The sequence below is a fragment of the Cedecea davisae DSM 4568 genome (genome assembly GCF_000412335.2).
In the GTDB taxonomy this organism is placed as follows: Bacteria; Pseudomonadota; Gammaproteobacteria; order Enterobacterales; family Enterobacteriaceae; genus Cedecea; species Cedecea davisae.
Genome location: NZ_KE161030.1, coordinates 608,101 through 623,207, shown reverse-complemented (window position 1 = coordinate 623,207; position 15,107 = coordinate 608,101). Strand labels below are relative to the sequence as shown.

15 protein-coding genes are annotated in these 15,107 nt (G+C 53.4%); all 15 read right to left on the bottom strand.

The window, feature by feature from the left end; translation table 11 throughout:
* Nucleotide 1: 1 nt before the first annotated feature.
* Nucleotides 2–598 (bottom strand): ribonuclease HII, encoded by a 597-nt coding sequence (gene rnhB, locus HMPREF0201_RS02950; protein WP_016534978.1) that lies wholly within the window; start codon nt 596–598, stop codon nt 2–4.
* Nucleotides 595–1,743 (bottom strand): lipid-A-disaccharide synthase, encoded by a 1,149-nt coding sequence (gene lpxB, locus HMPREF0201_RS02945; protein WP_016534977.1) that lies wholly within the window; start codon nt 1,741–1,743, stop codon nt 595–597. The genes rnhB and lpxB overlap by 4 nt, the downstream gene beginning before the upstream one ends.
* Nucleotides 1,744–2,532, bottom strand: a complete 789-nt coding sequence (gene lpxA / locus HMPREF0201_RS02940) for an acyl-ACP--UDP-N-acetylglucosamine O-acyltransferase (protein WP_016534976.1) — start codon at nt 2,530–2,532, stop codon at nt 1,744–1,746. It abuts the gene before it with no gap.
* Between the two features lie 3 nt (nt 2,533–2,535).
* Nucleotides 2,536–2,991, bottom strand: a complete 456-nt coding sequence (fabZ, locus tag HMPREF0201_RS02935; RefSeq protein ID WP_016534975.1) for a 3-hydroxyacyl-ACP dehydratase FabZ — start codon at nt 2,989–2,991, stop codon at nt 2,536–2,538.
* A 149-nt stretch (nt 2,992–3,140) separates the two neighbouring features.
* On the bottom strand, nt 3,141–4,166 hold the full coding sequence (gene lpxD, locus HMPREF0201_RS02930; RefSeq protein ID WP_016534974.1) for a UDP-3-O-(3-hydroxymyristoyl)glucosamine N-acyltransferase: 1,026 nt from the start codon (nt 4,164–4,166) through the stop codon (nt 3,141–3,143).
* A 3-nt stretch (nt 4,167–4,169) separates the two neighbouring features.
* A complete protein-coding gene (skp, locus tag HMPREF0201_RS02925) occupies nt 4,170–4,670 on the bottom strand; it encodes a molecular chaperone Skp (protein WP_039897933.1) in 501 nt (166 codons plus the stop codon).
* A gap of 121 nt (nt 4,671–4,791) precedes the next feature.
* Nucleotides 4,792–7,197 (bottom strand): outer membrane protein assembly factor BamA, encoded by a 2,406-nt coding sequence (bamA, locus tag HMPREF0201_RS02920; RefSeq protein ID WP_016534972.1) that lies wholly within the window; start codon nt 7,195–7,197, stop codon nt 4,792–4,794.
* A 33-nt stretch (nt 7,198–7,230) separates the two neighbouring features.
* The gene (rseP, locus tag HMPREF0201_RS02915) at nt 7,231–8,583 is read right to left on the bottom strand and encodes a sigma E protease regulator RseP (protein ID WP_016534971.1); all 1,353 of its coding nucleotides are present in this window, start codon (nt 8,581–8,583) and stop codon (nt 7,231–7,233) included.
* Nucleotides 8,584–8,594: 11 nt separating this feature from the next.
* Nucleotides 8,595–9,452, bottom strand: a complete 858-nt coding sequence (cdsA, locus tag HMPREF0201_RS02910) for a phosphatidate cytidylyltransferase (RefSeq protein WP_039897932.1) — start codon at nt 9,450–9,452, stop codon at nt 8,595–8,597.
* Between the two features lie 18 nt (nt 9,453–9,470).
* On the bottom strand, nt 9,471–10,223 hold the full coding sequence (gene ispU / locus HMPREF0201_RS02905; protein WP_039897931.1) for a (2E,6E)-farnesyl-diphosphate-specific ditrans,polycis-undecaprenyl-diphosphate synthase: 753 nt from the start codon (nt 10,221–10,223) through the stop codon (nt 9,471–9,473).
* Nucleotides 10,224–10,409: 186 nt separating this feature from the next.
* On the bottom strand, nt 10,410–11,609 hold the full coding sequence (ispC, locus tag HMPREF0201_RS02900; RefSeq protein ID WP_016534968.1) for a 1-deoxy-D-xylulose-5-phosphate reductoisomerase: 1,200 nt from the start codon (nt 11,607–11,609) through the stop codon (nt 10,410–10,412).
* A 169-nt stretch (nt 11,610–11,778) separates the two neighbouring features.
* Nucleotides 11,779–12,336 (bottom strand): ribosome recycling factor, encoded by a 558-nt coding sequence (frr, locus tag HMPREF0201_RS02895; protein ID WP_039897930.1) that lies wholly within the window; start codon nt 12,334–12,336, stop codon nt 11,779–11,781.
* Nucleotides 12,337–12,475: 139 nt separating this feature from the next.
* The gene (gene pyrH / locus HMPREF0201_RS02890; RefSeq protein ID WP_039897929.1) at nt 12,476–13,201 is read right to left on the bottom strand and encodes a UMP kinase; all 726 of its coding nucleotides are present in this window, start codon (nt 13,199–13,201) and stop codon (nt 12,476–12,478) included.
* 146 nt (nt 13,202–13,347) lie between these two features.
* Entirely contained in the window at nt 13,348–14,199 is an 852-nt protein-coding gene (gene tsf, locus HMPREF0201_RS02885; RefSeq protein WP_016534965.1) for a translation elongation factor Ts, read from the bottom strand.
* A gap of 135 nt (nt 14,200–14,334) precedes the next feature.
* Nucleotides 14,335–15,060, bottom strand: a complete 726-nt coding sequence (rpsB, locus tag HMPREF0201_RS02880; protein ID WP_016534964.1) for a 30S ribosomal protein S2 — start codon at nt 15,058–15,060, stop codon at nt 14,335–14,337.
* Nucleotides 15,061–15,107: the final 47 nt, after the last annotated feature.

The following is a 15,107-nucleotide window of genomic DNA, read 5'->3' as shown; positions in this document are numbered from 1 at the left end:
CTCAGGACACCAGCCCAAGCGCGCGTTTGACAGGGGCAAAGCTGCGGCGATGATGCTCGGTCGCGCCATGCTCGGCAAGCTTCTCAAGATGAAAAGCGGTTGGGTAGCCCTTGTGTTGAGCGAAACCGTACTGCGGGAAGCTTATGTCCAGCTCTGCCATTTCGCGGTCACGCGTGACTTTGGCAAGTATTGACGCCGCGCTAATTTCCGCAACCCGGCTATCGCCTTTTACCACCGCCAGAGACGGCACCGGCAGCGCCGGACAGCGGTTGCCGTCGATCAACACATATTCTGGCATGATATGGAGGCCCGCAACGGCACGCTGCATCGCCAGCATTGTCGCATGCAGAATATTGAGCTGGTCTATCTCTTCCGGCTCGGCTCGCCCAAGGCTCCAGCTCAGCGCTTTCTCAACAATCTCGTCATACAGCGCCAGACGGCGCTTTTCTGATAATTTTTTCGAGTCCGCCAGGCCGACGATGGGTTTTGCCGGATCAAGGATAACCGCAGCGGTAACAACGGCACCAACAAGCGGCCCGCGGCCTACTTCGTCAACCCCGGCGACCAGATGCGTGTGGGGGTAGATAAATTCCATCATTGAGCCAGCTCCAGCACGGCGTCCGCCGCCTGCTTATCCGCGTTACAACGGATCTGCTGATGCAAATCGCGGAAGGTTTCGTGCACCTGATGGCTGACCGCACCGTCTTCAAGCAGCGGCGCAAGCGCGGCCGCAAGAGCGATAGGTTCACATTCATTTTGCAGCAGCTCTTTCACCAGCTCACGCCCGGCCAGCAGGTTAGGCAGCGAAACGTAGTCTGTTTTCACCAGGCGCTTTGCCAGCCAGAAGGTGAATGGCTTCATGCGGTAACCCACAACCATCGGGCATTTCGCCAACATACACTCCAGAGCAGCCGTGCCTGAGGCAAGCAGCGCCGCGTCGCTGGCGATCATCGCCTCACGAGCCTTGCCGTCCAGCAGGTGAACGTGCAACTCGGGGGCAACTTCGGTTTTGATTTTTTCAAACTGCTCGCGGCGCTTCGCGTTAACCAGCGGCACCACAACTTCCAGCTCCGGCCAGCGTTTGCGCAGCAGCTGCGCGGTACGCAGGAAGTCAGCGCTGAGCATTTCGACTTCAGCACCACGGCTGCCGGGCAGCAGTGCGAGGCATTTTGCTTCAGGCGCTATACCCAACGTCGCGCGGGCGGCGTTTTTGTCAGGGTCGAGCGGCATGGCATCCGCCATGGTGTGCCCAATGAAGCGACAGGGTACGTTAAACCGGTCATAAAACGCTTTTTCGAAAGGCAGAAAAGCCAGCACCAGATCGGTCGCTCTGCCAATTTTGAAAACGCGTTTTTGCCGCCATGCCCAAACGGACGGGCTGACGTAGTGGATGGTGCGGATCCCCTGCTTCTTGAGATTGCCTTCCAGGGTGATATTGAAATCCGGCGCATCAATGCCGACGAAGACGTCTGGCTGCAGTTCGGTAAAGCGTTTGGTCAGGTCAGCACGGATATGCAGCAGGCGGCGCAGGCGGCCAAGCACTTCGACAATGCCCATTACCGCCAGCTCTTCCATCTCATACCAGGCTTCACAGCCTTCAGCCTGCATCAGCGGCCCGGCAACGCCAACAAAACGGGCATCGGGGACTCGGGCTTTCAGCTCGCGGATAAGACCTGCGCCAAGAATATCGCCGGAAGTTTCTCCGGCGACCAGGGCAATCGTGAGGGGACGACCACGCTTCATTTAGCGAATCAGACCGCGCGTGGAGCGCGCAAAGAATTCAACAAATGCGTTCACTTCCGGATGCTGAGCGGCAATCTCAGCGATTTCCGGCTTCGCCTCTTCAAGCGTTTTGCCGCTGCGATAGAGGAGTTTATAGGCGTTACGAATAGCGTGCAGCGCCTCTTTGCTGAAACCGCGACGCTTCAGGCCTTCGATGTTCACGCCAAACGGCGTCGCATGGTTGCCCTGTGCGATAACGTAAGGTGGAACGTCCTGAGCGACGCCGGAACAGCCGCCAACCATAACGTGGGCACCGATGATGCAGAACTGATGCACCGCGGTCATCCCGCCAATGATGGCGTAATCCCCGATTTGTACGTGACCCGCGAGCGTAGCGTTGTTCGCGAGGATGCAGCGGTCGCCAATCTGGCAATCATGCGCAACGTGCGCATTAACCATCAGCAGGTTATCGCTGCCCACCTTCGTTAATCCAGCGTCTTGTACCGTACCACGGTGGATAGTGACGCTTTCGCGAATGCGGTTGCGATCGCCAATTTCCACGCGAGTAGGTTCACCCGCATATTTAAGATCCTGGTTAACTTCGCCGATGGACGCGAACTGATAGATCTCATTGTCGCGGCCAATTTTAGTATGGCCATTCACGACAACGTGAGATTTCAGCACCGTGCCTTCGCCGATTTCAACATTTGGACCCACGATACAAAACGGACCAATATGGACGTTGGCACCGATAACGGCACCCTCTTCCACGATAGCTGTTGGATGAATAAAGGCGGATTTATCAATCACGTATTATGCCTCCCGGCTGCGCGCGCACATCATGGTTGCTTCGCAGACAATTTTTCCGTCAACGGTCGCAACGCCTTTGAAACGCGTCAGACCACGGCGAGTTTTCTCAAAGGTCACTTCCATAACCATTTGATCGCCAGGCACTACAGGGCGCTTGAAGCGCGCTTCATCGATACCGGCAAAGTAATACAGTTCGCCCGGCTCAAGTTTGCCGACGCTTTTAAACGCCAGAATACCGGTAGCTTGCGCCATCGCTTCCAGGATTAGTACGCCCGGGAAGATTGGCTTGCCAGGGAAGTGGCCCTGGAAAAATGGCTCGTTAACGGAGACATTTTTTACTGCGCGCAGAAAACGACCTTCTTCAAAATCCAGCACGCGGTCAACCAGCAAGAACGGGTAACGGTGCGGCAGAAGCTCTAAAATCTCTTCAATGTGCAGAGTATGAGTGTCAGTAGTCAAAATACTCTTCCTGTCTAAATATTCTAAATGACAATAATAACACGGCCTGCGGCTATCGAAAGAAAGCCAGCAGGCCGCAAATCAAATCGCGCGGCTTCGCGCTTCGGCCCTTATGGCCGGTAAGCACGGCAGCGCGGGGCAGGCGACGGTCAGTCTTGTTGATTGACCTTACGTTCGATGGATTTTAAGCGTTTGCTCATTTCATCGATGTTCATCACCAGGGCAGCGGTTTTACGCCACGCTTTGTTTGGCTGCAACGGGATGCCCGAGGAATAAACGCCAGGCTCGGTGATAGGACGCATCACCATTCCCATTCCGGTCACGGTCACCTTGTCACAGATTTCCATATGGCCGTTAATCACGCTTGCGCCGCCAATCATGCAGTAACGCCCGATTTTCAGGCTGCCAGCCATGATGACGCCGCCAGCAACTGCGGTATTGTCGCCAATCACGACGTTATGTGCAATCTGGCACTGGTTATCAATGATAACACCATTGCCGATAATCGTGTCATCCAGCGCACCGCGGTCAATGGTTGTGCAGGCACCAATCTCAACGCGATCGCCAATGATGACGCGGCCAAGCTGGGGGATTTTCACCCAATTGCCGCGATCGTTGGCGTAGCCAAAGCCGTCAGATCCAATCACGGTGCTGGACTGAATCAGGCACTGGGCACCGATTTCAATCTCGTGATAAATGGAGACATTGGCCCACAGGCGGCTACCCGCGCCGATTTTGGTATTTTTACCAATAAAGCATCCAGCGCCAATCACTACGTTATCGCCCAGCTCAACGCCGGACTCGATAACGGCGTTCGCGCCGATAGAAACGTTATTACCCAGCTTCGCTGAAGCGTCAACCACCGCACTCGGGGCGATGTCACGCGCCGGCTGAGGCGTGGTATCAAGAATTTGTGCCATGCGTGCATAGGTCAGATAGGGATTCTTCACTACCAGAGCTGCGCTTTTAGCATGAGGAAGATCGGCTTCGGTCATCACGACGGCAGAAGCCTGGCAAGCCGCCAGCTGTTCACGATAGCGAGGGTTAACCATGAACGTGATATGGCCCGCCTGGGCGGTTTGCATAGATGCGACGCCGGTGATGACGATATCGCCATCACCGTGCAATTCTGCATCCAACTGCTGGGCTAATTCAGCCAGTCGAATCGAAGGCATTACTTATTTAACCTGTTTCAGAACGTCTGCAGTGATGTCTTTTACATCGTTACCGGAATAGGCAACGGTGTTTGCATCCAGAACAACATCATAACCTTTGTCGTCAGCAACTTTCTTCACGGCAGCCTGGATACGAGTAACCAGTTTGCCACGCTCTTCGTTGGAGCGACGGTTGCGATCTTGCTCAAAAGCCTGTGCTTTTTGAGAGAACGCCTGGCGCTGAGCCATCACGTCTTTTTCCATTTTGCTGCGATCTGAAGCTTTCATGGTTGAACCATCGCGCTGCAGACGCTGCATTTTGGATTGCAGATCGTTTTCCATGCCCTGCAGTTCACCGGCGCGGCCTTTGAACTCGTTTTCCAGGGTTTTAGAAACGCCGGTGCTTTGTGCCACCTGTTGGAACAGGTTGCCCATATTAACTACTGCGATGCTGGAGGCAGCCTGAGCGCCGGCTGAAGCAACCATAGCAATCCCGAGACCTGCGGCAACTAACCACTTTTTCACAATTAACTCCTTACCATCCCATAGGTGTCCGAAGACACTGTTTTTTGCGAGCACCCGCGAACTGCTAAGCGGCTAACGGGCGCTACGCTACACTGCTGTTGCGTTCCTTCGCGCGGAACAATTACCAGGTTTTACCAATGTTAAACTGGAATTGCTCTGCCTTGTCTCCATCATATTTCTTATACGGCTGGGCATAAGAGAACACCAGCGGCCCCAGAGGAGACATCCACTGCAATGCGATACCTGCAGACATACGGATGTTACTCGGCGTGCTGTAGTCAGGTATACCGGCCGCTCTGGTTGCTGCGGTATTTTCCCATTTGGTATCCCAAACGGTACCCGCATCAACGAACAGAGAGGTACGAACAGAATTCGAATACTTCTCGCTCAGGAACGGCGTCGGGGTAATCAGCTCGAGGCTGGCAACACCCATGGCGTTACCGCCCACCGCATCGTTAGAGTTACACACCTCACCAGTTCCGCAGTTACGTTGGTTAGGGCCAAAGTAAGCCGCTTTCGGGCCGATGTTGTTCGACTGGAAGCCACGCACGGTACTGGAACCACCGGCGTAGAAGTTCTCGTAGAACGGCAGCTCTTTACCGCCTAAACCATCGCCATAACCCCAACGGGTACGACCCAGCACCACCCAGGTGTGATCGTCGTTGATAGGGAAGTAGCTCGCCGTATCTAACGTCACTTTATAGAACTCGTTATCAGATCCTGGAATGGTCACTTTACCATTCAGGTTGACGCGAGAACCGTCGGTTGGGAAGTAACCGCGGTCAAGGTTGTTGTATGTCCAACCATAGTTCAGAGTGAAGTCGTCCGCCGAGAAACTGTTGTCATTGGCGTTCATATTCGGGTGCTGACCCACAGAATCCAGGTAACGCCACATCGCTATCTGCGGCTGCATATTCGACAGGTCGTTATGCACATAGCCGAGACCAAGGCGCAGCGTATTGTATTCGTTCACCGGGAAGCCCAGCGTACTGTCTACGCCATAGCTTTTGTTGGTGTAGTCAGACAGGTCCGCATCGTCAGCTTTAAAGTCGTTATAGAAAATACGGCCGCCGAGGCTCACGCCGTCAACCGTGAAGTACGGGTCGGTGGCCGAGAGTTCTGCGTAGGTCTGGTAGTCGTTTTTGGTGCCGCTGATGCCGACGGAGTAACCTGTACCCAGCCAGTTATCCTGCTGAACGCCAACCTGGAAGCTCACGCCGCTTTCAGTGCCGTAACCGACGCCGAAGTTGAAGCTACCGGTGTTACGCTCTTTCACCTTATAGACTACGTCAACCTGGTCCGGGCTGCCCGGCACACGCTGAGTATCCACATCTACGGTTTCGAAGTAGCCCAGACGGTTCAGACGCTCTTTACCGGAGTCAACCAGGTTGCTCCCCAGCCATGCGCCTTCCATCTGGCGCATTTCACGGCGCAGAACGGAATCTTTACTGGTGTCGTTGCCTTCGAAACGGATTTTACGAACGTAGTAACGGTTACCTGAGTCGACGTTTACGTGCAGTTTAACGGTCTTATCGGCGTCATTAATTTCCGGCTGAGTCTGTACGCGCGGATACGCGTAACCATAGCGGCCCAGTAGTTTCTTAATGTCGTCTTCCATTTTGGTGACTTTGGTGCCGTTATACAGCTCACCAGGCTTCAGCTTGGTCAGGCTCTCGATTTCCGCAGAGTGGCCCGCCAGGTTGCCTTTCACATCCACGCCGGCGATTTTGTACTGCTCGCCTTCGGTGATGTTAATCGTCACATAAATGCTTTTCTTATCCGGCGTCAGGCTAACCTGCGTGGAGTCGATGTTGAAACGCGCATAGCCGCGATCCAGATAGTAGCTGCGCAGGGTCTCGAGATCCCCGGCCAGCTTCTGCTTCTGGTATTTGCGATCGCCAACCACGTTCCACCACGGCACTTCATCGCGCAGCTGGAAGTGGGAGATCAGCTCATCGGTAGTAAACGCGTGGTTACCGACGATGTTGATCTGCTGGATCTTCGCGGAAACGCCTTCCTGGAATACCAGTTTCAGGTCAACACGGTTACGCGGCAGCGGCGTAACCACTGCTTTCACGCTGGCGCTGTATTTACCGACGCTGTAGTAGAAGTCTTCCAGCCCTTTCTCGATGTCGCCCAAAGTGGTGCGATCGAGAGATTCACCCACACGAACGCCGGAGGCTTCGAGGTTCTGCTTGAGCATGTCATCTTTCACCGACTTGTTACCGGAGAAAGTGATGCTGGCAATGGTTGGGCGCTCTTTGACCTGCACCAGCAGCGTATTGCCATCACGCAGAACCCGCACGTCTTCGAAGTTGCCGGTGGCAAACAGAGCACGGATAGTATTACTGATATCCTCGTCAGAGACGGTATCGCCTGGGCGTACCGGCATACTGAGGAGGGCCGCACCGACGGCGACTCGCTGCAGGCCTTCGAAATGAATGTCTTTCACCACGAACCCGTCTGCACCGTATACGGTGGCGCTGCTAAACAGCAGCGACGCTATGAGGAGCTTTTTCATCGCCATCGTTGTTATGCGTTCTTCCTAACCTAATTCTCTCTATAAACGAGAGAAATCATTGAAAAGTGCAAGCCCCATTAACAGCACCAGCAGGATTGAGCCAATGCGATAACTGAAGTCCTGAACTCGCTCGGAAACCGGTGTGCCCTTCAGTTTCTCAACCGCCAAAAAGAGCAGGTGTCCGCCGTCAAGGACGGGCAGTGGAAACAGATTGATAATCCCTAAATTGACGCTGATAAGCGCCAGGAACATCAGGAAGTAAATCAACCCGTATTCCGCCGACATACCTGCCCCTTGAGCTATGGAGATTGGCCCACTGAGGTTGTTCAGTTTTACATCACCGGTTATTAATTTCCCCAGCATGTTGACCGTCAGCTTCATCAGTTGCCAGGTTTTATCCGTGGCTTCTGCTACAGCGGTAAACGGCCCATACTGACGCACTGTCTTATACTCATCAGGCAGCGGGATAATTTTTGGCACTACCCCTGCGAACCCTTCGGCCTTCGCTTTACCCGGTTTTGTATCCGGTATCAGCGTCAAAGACAAGGAACTCCCCTGCCTTTCAATCTGGACGGCCAGCGCCTGCCCTGGGTTATCGCGCACCAGGTTAACAAACGTACTCCACTGAAGGAGCGGCTGACCGTTGACTTTAACGATCCTGTCTCCGGCTTGCAAACCCGCTTTACTTGCTGCCGACTGCGGCTGGACTTCATCCAGCACATTTTCAATCTGCGCACCGCGAGGCTTAAACCCGAGTGATGTTACCGGATCCTGCTTGTCTGGCTCAAACTGCCAGTTACGCAGATCGAGGGTCACATCATGCGTCTGATTGGTGCCAAACGGGGCATAAGAAACCCGCGCGCTGGCATCGCCAATTTTGCCGACCAAGGCCAAACGAACAGCATCCCAGTCAGGCGTTTCGATGCCATCTATCGCTTTTAGTTCCATACCCGCCGCAATTTGTGCTTCGGCGGCGATAGAGTTGGGGGTTATTTCGCCGATCACCGGGCGCAGGCTCGGGACGCCGATAATAAAGACCAGCCAGTAAGCAAAGATAGCGAAGATAAAATTGGCAACCGGCCCCGCAGCGATGATTGCCGCTCGCTGAGAAACCGTTTTGTTGTTGAACGCGGCGTGACGCATTTCCGGGATGACCGGCTCAACGCGTTCATCCAGCATTTTGACGTAGCCGCCCAGCGGGATAAGAGCAATGACAAACTCCGTGCCCTGGCGGTCGGTACGGCGCCACAGCGCCTTACCAAAGCCGATGGAGAAGCGTTCAACACGAACGCCGCAGCGGCGAGCAACCCAAAAATGACCAAACTCGTGCACGGTAATTAAAACACCCAGTGCAACAATAAACGCAGCCAAATTCCAGAGTATGCTCAGCATAAAACCTTCCGTTAAATCGTCCTGAATACCAGAAGCAGCAGACAGGCAAACACCGGCACCGCCGCTGTCAGACTGTCAATGCGGTCAAGAATACCACCATGTCCGGGGATCAAGTGACCACTATCTTTAATACCGGCCTCACGCTTAAACATGCTCTCGGTTAAATCACCCAAAACCGAGGCCAGCGCGGCAACGATGGAACAGGTTAGCAGAACAGCTGGCGCAACATTCAGATTCGCCCACATGCCAAACAGCAGGGAAATAACTGCGGATGTAGCCAGCCCGCCAATAAAGCCCTGCCAGGTTTTACCCGGGGACACTTTCGGTGCCAGCTTATGCTTACCAAACATCTTGCCGAAGACATAAGCACCGGAATCCGCGCCCCATACCAGCACCATCACATACAGTAGCCACACGGAGCCGCTGTAGTGGTTGATATCATAATGCCAGCTGCGCAGCGCCACCATTCCCCAGAAAAAGGGGATAATCGTCAACAGGCCGAAGACCAGACGGATCGGCTTAGAATTGCGCCAGAGTGCCGCAGAAGCGGGATAAAATAGCACCAACAGCAGCGCCGCAACCCACCAGATAAGTGATGCCCAAAGCGATACTTCTATCACCGGGAGATGCACCGAATGGCGGTATTCAGGCAGCGTAATGAGCATTACTGCAAGCAGCAGGCCGCACAGTACGGCCAGCCAAACGCGCTGTGAACGAGCAACGAAACCAGCCAGTTGCCCCCACTCCCATGCAGCCAGCATGCAGATAACCAGTGTCGCAATCGCGAATCCTACCGGCGGCAGCCAAAACAGCGCCGCGATGACAACAGGAATCATAATAAATGCGGAAATCAGGCGATACTTCAGCAAAAGCGACCCCCAACAGGCTTATTCACCACCAGGTGCTGTGCCACCAAAACGACGCTCTCGGTTTGCAAAAGCATTTAGTGCACCTTCAAAGTCTTGTTCATCGAAATCAGGCCAAAGAACATCGGTAAAATAAAGTTCAGCATAGGCAATTTGCCAGATGAGAAAGTTACTGATGCGATGTTCTCCCCCTGTCCTAATTACTAAATCAACGGGAGCCAGTTCATGCATGCAGATCTGCTGACCGAGCAGGTCTTCATCTATTTGGTCAGGGCGCAATAAGCCTTCCTGCACCTGCGACGCAAGTTGTCGCACTCCCTGAATAATATCCCAACGCCCGCCATAATTCGCGGCGATATTCAGCGTCAAACCGGTATTTTCACCGGTCAGTGCTTCAGCTTTTTTGATACGTTCTTGCAGGCGTGAGTTGAACCGACTGGTATCGCCGATTACCCGTAAGCGGACATTATGACGGTGTAAGCTTTTGACTTCACTGTCCAATGCCCACACAAAAAGCTCCATCAACGCGGTCACTTCCTGAGCCGGGCGATTCCAGTTTTCGCTACTAAAAGCGTAAAGCGTCAGCGCATCGATGCCGTTATTGGCTGCAAAACTAACAGCGCGGCGAACCGACTTTGCCCCGGCTTTATGACCGAAAACCCTCATTTTCCCCTGTCGCTTAGCCCAGCGGCCATTGCCATCCATAATAATGGCAACATGGCGAGCGCCATGAGCAGGTGAGGATTCGCTTAATTGTTGATTAGCAGACAACATAACGCGTAATGATTCCCTGAAAAGAATTAAGCGGTACTCAGGAATACTGAAGCCTTTCGCATAAAAAAGCCGTGCTGTGACACGGCTCTCCACCTAACCTTCAGTCACATCTGACGATTAAGTGGCGCAGACTATATCACTGAAGCACAAAGTGAACAAATGGCGGTACGTCGGCCGCATGAATTATCACCGGCTTGCGAGGTGCATCACTTGTTTTTTGGCTATTTCACGAGCGATTGCATCGACACTCAGCACCTCTTCCACGCTTTGCGGTTCGGTTAAGTTCATTTGCTCAAGCACGCTGCGGTTTAGCACTGCGATATCGGTGAAACGCACCTGCTGATTAAGGAAAGCTTCAACCACAACTTCGTTTGCCGCATTCAGCGCCGTGGTAGCCGCCTGCCCCTGCGCGCAGGCATCGATAGCGAGCTTCAGGCATGGGTAGCGCTTAAAGTCCGGCTCCATGAAAGTCAGCGTGCCGATTTTACAAAAATCGAGTGCCTCAACGCCCGATGATACGCGGGCAGGATAGGCCATCGCATGGGCAATTGGCGTACGCATATCCGGTGCGCCAAGCTGTGCCAGCACGCTACCGTCACGGTAGCGAACCATTGAATGGATAACCGACTGCGGATGAATCAGCACTTCCATCTGTGCCGCAGAGGCGTTGAATAACCAACGCGCTTCAATATATTCGAGACCTTTATTCATCATGGTGGCCGAATCAACGGAGATTTTGCGTCCCATCGACCAGTTCGGGTGGCTGCATGCCTGGTCAGGCGTCATTGCGGCCAGTTCGGCATACGCCGTTTCCCGGAACGGACCACCCGATCCGGTGAGAATAATGGACGATACGCCATTATCTTCGAGGCTAGCGTATCCCAGGTTCTGCTGAATTGTTTCCGGCAAACTCTGAAAAATAGCGTTATGTTCGCTGTCTATCGGCAATAACTGCGCTTTGCTGCGGGCAACGGCTTCCATAAACAGCCGCCCGCAGGTGATGAGCGACTCTTTGTTCGCCAGCAGCACCTGCTTACCCGCAGAGATAGCGGCGAGCGTAGAGGGGAGACCTGCAACGCCAACAATAGCGGCCATTACCTGGTCAACTTCATTCAGCGCGGCAACTTCACATGCCGCCTGCGAACCGGCCAACACCTCGGTTTTACTGCCCTGCTCTTTCAACTGGCGACGCAATTCAGAAGCGGCCTGCTCACTGGCCATGACCGCAAAGCGCGGCGAGAACTCCAGACATTGCTCGACCATTTTCCCAACGTTGCTACCGGCCACCAGGGCGGTTACGGCAAATTTTTCAGGATTATGACGAACGACGCTCAGCGTACTGACGCCAATAGAGCCGGTGGATCCAAGAATAGTGAGCTGCTTCATGAGTTACTCAGGGTCGTAAAATGAGGGATTAATGACGCATTAGTTTGCGGCGACGGGGGCGTATTGTCTACGCCTTTGCTCTGTGTTTATCAAAGCAAAACGCCGCTCAGCAAACGCCACGCTTCACGCGAGGGCTTACTGTGCGGCGTATTATCCACCAGAGGGTGGATTAGAACTGCATCAGCTCGGCTTCTTTTTCAGACAGAGCCGCATCCACTTTCTTAATGGCTGCATCAGTCAGTTTCTGAACGTCATCCTGGGAACGACGATCATCATCTTCGCTGATCTCTTTGTCTTTCAGCAGGGCTTTAACTTTGTCGTTAGCGTCACGGCGAACGTTACGCACGGCAACACGAGCGCCTTCGGCTTCGCCACGTACGATCTTGATCAGATCTTTACGACGTTCTTCAGTCAGCGGAGGCAGCGGAACGCGAATATCGGTGCCCGCTGAGCTTGGGTTAAGACCCAGGTCAGAAGCCATGATCGCTTTTTCAACTGCCGGGCCCAGGGAACGATCGAAAACGTTGATCTTCAGGGTACGGGTATCTTCTACGGTGACGCTGGCCAGCTGACGCAGCGGAGTTGGCGTGCCGTAATATTCCACGACAATGCCGTCCAGCAGGCTTGGAGAAGCGCGGCCGGTGCGGATTTTGCTGATTTGGTTTTTGAATGCTTCGACGCATTTATCCATACGCACTTCAGCATCTTTTCTGATATCGCTAATCACGTTACGAATCCTTGAAAACTGGTTTAAGGCAGACCACGCTTATCATCTGCGGCAACGATAGCCGCAGGCTAAGTATAGCCCTGTTTATTCCTGGCTGTAGATAAAGCCAAATCTTACCCTGATTAAAGGGCGACTGAAATTATTCAGTGATTAAAGTGCCTTCTTTCTCACCCATTACCACACGGCGCAGCGCACCCGGCTTGTTCATATTGAACACGCGGATCGGCAGTTTGTGGTCGCGAGCAAGGGTGAAGGCGGCAAGATCCATGACTTTCAGCTCTTTATCCAGAACTTCGGTGTAGGTCAGCTGCTCGTACAGTGTCGCAGTTGGATCTTTAACCGGATCGGCGGTAAATACGCCGTCAACTTTGGTTGCTTTCAGCACAACGTCCGCTTCAATTTCGATCCCGCGCAGGCAGGCTGCGGAGTCGGTGGTGAAGAACGGGTTGCCGGTACCGGCTGCGAGGATAACGACACGGTTAGCGCGCAGCAGGCTGATGGCCTCTGCCCAGCTGTAGTTATCGCAAACGCCATTCAGTGGAATAGCGGACATCAGGCGGGCGTTCACATAGGCGCGGTGGAGCGCATCACGCATCGCCAGTCCGTTCATTACGGTCGCCAGCATGCCCATGTGGTCGCCCACGACGCGGTTCATACCGGCTTTTGCAAGACCAGCACCACGGAATAAGTTACCGCCGCCGATTACCACCCCGACCTGAATGCCAAGTTCCACCAGTTCTTTAATTTCCTGAGCCATACGGTCCAGAATACTCGCGTCAATACCGAAGCCTTCTGTACCTTGCAGAGCTTCGCCGCTCAATTTGAGCAGAATGCGTTTGTAGACGGGTTTTGCATTGGTAGCCATGTTTCTTTCCTGAGAACAGTCAACGAATGGGGGATGGATAATTCTGGCGACATTCTGTCGCATTTCAGCCAGTTGCCTATAGGAGACGGCTGAATTTATGAGGCTGGATAAAAAGGAACCGCCGGTTGGCGGTTCCTTTTAAACCATTAAGACTGCTTGGACATGGCAGCAACTTCTGCTGCGAAGTCAGTCTCAACTTTCTCGATACCTTCACCCACTTCGAAGCGGATGAAGTTAGTGACGTCAGCGTTATGCTCTTTCAGCAGCTGAGCAACGGTTTTGCTTGGGTCCATTACGAACGGCTGGCCGGTCAGAGAAACTTCGCCGGTGAATTTCTTCATGCGGCCTTCAACCATTTTCTCTGCGATTTCTTTCGGCTTACCGGACTGCATCGCGATGTCCAGCTGAACCTGGTATTCTTTCTCTACAACTTCTGCAGAAACGTCTTCTGGCTTAACGAACTCAGGCTTGCTTGCAGCAATGTGCATTGCCAGCTGTTTAACCAGCTCTTCATCAGCGCCTTTAGCTGCAACCAGAACACCGATACGCGCGCCGTGCTGGTAAGAACCCAGAACGTCGCCTTCCAGGGAAGAAACGCGACGGATGTTGATGTTCTCACCGATTTTAGCAACCAGTGCAACGCGCTCTTCTTCGAACTGCGCTTTCAGAACTTCAACGTCGGTGATTTTGCCAGCAACTGCTGCGTCCAGAACTTTGTTAGCAAATGCCTGGAAGCCGCCGTCTTTAGCAACGAAGTCGGTCTGGCAGTTAACTTCCAGAATCACGCCGTAGTTGCCGTTGATCTTAGTGATGATCACGCCGTCAGCAGCAACGTTGCCTGCTTTTTTAGCTGCTTTGATAGCACCGGATTTACGCATGTTCTCGATTGCCAGCTCGATGTCGCCGTTGGCTTCGGTCAGCGCTTTTTTACAATCCATCATGCCAGCGCCAGTACGCTCACGCAGCTCTTTTACCAGGGATGCGGTAATTTCAGCCATTCTAAAATCCTCGGAGATGTTGCCTGCCCGGCACGGTGGCCAAACAGACTTAAAAGTGAAAAAGGGGCCATAAAAAGGCCCCTAACCAAACTAGATACTACCTGGTTAAATAAGGGCTCTGACGAGCGTGCCTTATTATTCTGCTTCTACGAAGCTTTCTTCCGCCTGGGAAGCCAGATCCTGAGAACGGCCTTCACGAACGGTTGCAGCTACAGCGCCCAGGTACAGGCTAACAGCACGGATAGCATCGTCGTTACCAGGGATAACGAAGTCAACACCGTCCGGATCAGAGTTGGTATCAACGATAGCAAATACCGGGATACCCAGGTTGTTTGCTTCTTTGATAGCGATGTGCTCGTGATCGGCATCGATTACAAACAGTGCGTCCGGCAGGCCGCCCATGTCTTTGATACCGCCCAGGCTGTTTTCCAGCTTGTCCAGCTCACGAGTGCGCATCAGCGCTTCTTTCTTAGTCAGCTTGTCGAAAGTACCGTCTTGAGCCTGAGTTTCCAGGTCTTTCAGACGTTTGATGGACTGACGAACGGTTTTCCAGTTAGTCAGCATGCCACCCAACCAGCGATGGTTCACGAAGAACTGATCGCAGCTGTTAGCAGACTCTTTCACCGCTTCGCTTGCAGCGCGCTTAGTACCAACGAAAAGGATTTTACCTTTGCGAGAAGCAATCTTGTTCAGTTCAGCCAGAGCTTCGTTGAACATTGGTACAGTTTTCTCAAGGTTGATGATGTGAACTTTGTTACGTGCGCCGAAGATGAAAGGCTTCATTTTCGGGTTCCAGTAACGGGTCTGGTGACCGAAGTGAACACCAGCCTTGAGCATGTCGCGCATGGAAACAGTAGCCATGTTTTAAAACCTCTATAAAAGTATGGGGTTATGCCTCCACGTATCCC